1 protein-coding gene is annotated in these 636 nt (G+C 47.0%); it reads right to left on the bottom strand.

The window, feature by feature from the left end:
• The coding region (locus Q1A70_RS20255; protein WP_299695851.1) for a reverse transcriptase domain-containing protein at nt 1-636 on the bottom strand (636 nt) is incomplete at both ends.

Below are 636 nucleotides of genomic sequence, written 5' to 3'. Positions count from 1 at the left end.
TATTTTCCGCACTCGCTTCTTCATTTGAGCTTGTGCCGATTTCGATATCAGGATTGCTCCATCTATCTTGAAGCTATGCCCTAGGTAAGTTCGCTCCGTCACTCTTGTTGCTGCGCTTTTCTCACGGTTTATCGTCAGCTTTAGCTTCTGCTCCAAGAACTCCGTTATCGACTCTTTGACTCGATTTGCGGCTTCCTCACTACCAACATAGATTTGGCAGTCGTCTGCATATCGGCAGAACTTATGCCCTCTACGTTCTAACTCTTTATCCAGTTCATCTAATACGATATTGGAGAGCAACGGAGATAATGGCCCGCCCTGTGGCGTGCCTCTTTGTCTCTGTTCAACTAACCCATTTCGCATTATGCCTGCCTGTAGATATGACCTGATTAGCTTTAGGACTCGTTTGTCACTGACGTCCTGCGATAATCTGTGCATCAGTCTATCGTGGTTCACCGTGTCGAAGTATTTTGCTAGGTCAATATCCACTACATAGCCTCGACCCTCTCTGATGTAGTGACTTGCTGCCGCTAGTGCATGATGTGCGCTACGGTTGGGTCTGAATCCATAACTACTATTGGAGAACTTGGGCTCATAGATACCTGACAGCACCGATGTGATCGCCTGTTGGACTAT

Origin of the sequence: uncultured Vibrio sp., assembly GCF_947488985.1 — a bacterium.
GTDB lineage: Bacteria > Pseudomonadota > Gammaproteobacteria > Enterobacterales > Vibrionaceae > Vibrio.
The sequence above is the reverse complement of the archived record's forward strand: the minus strand, read 5'-3'. Positions and strand labels throughout refer to the sequence as shown.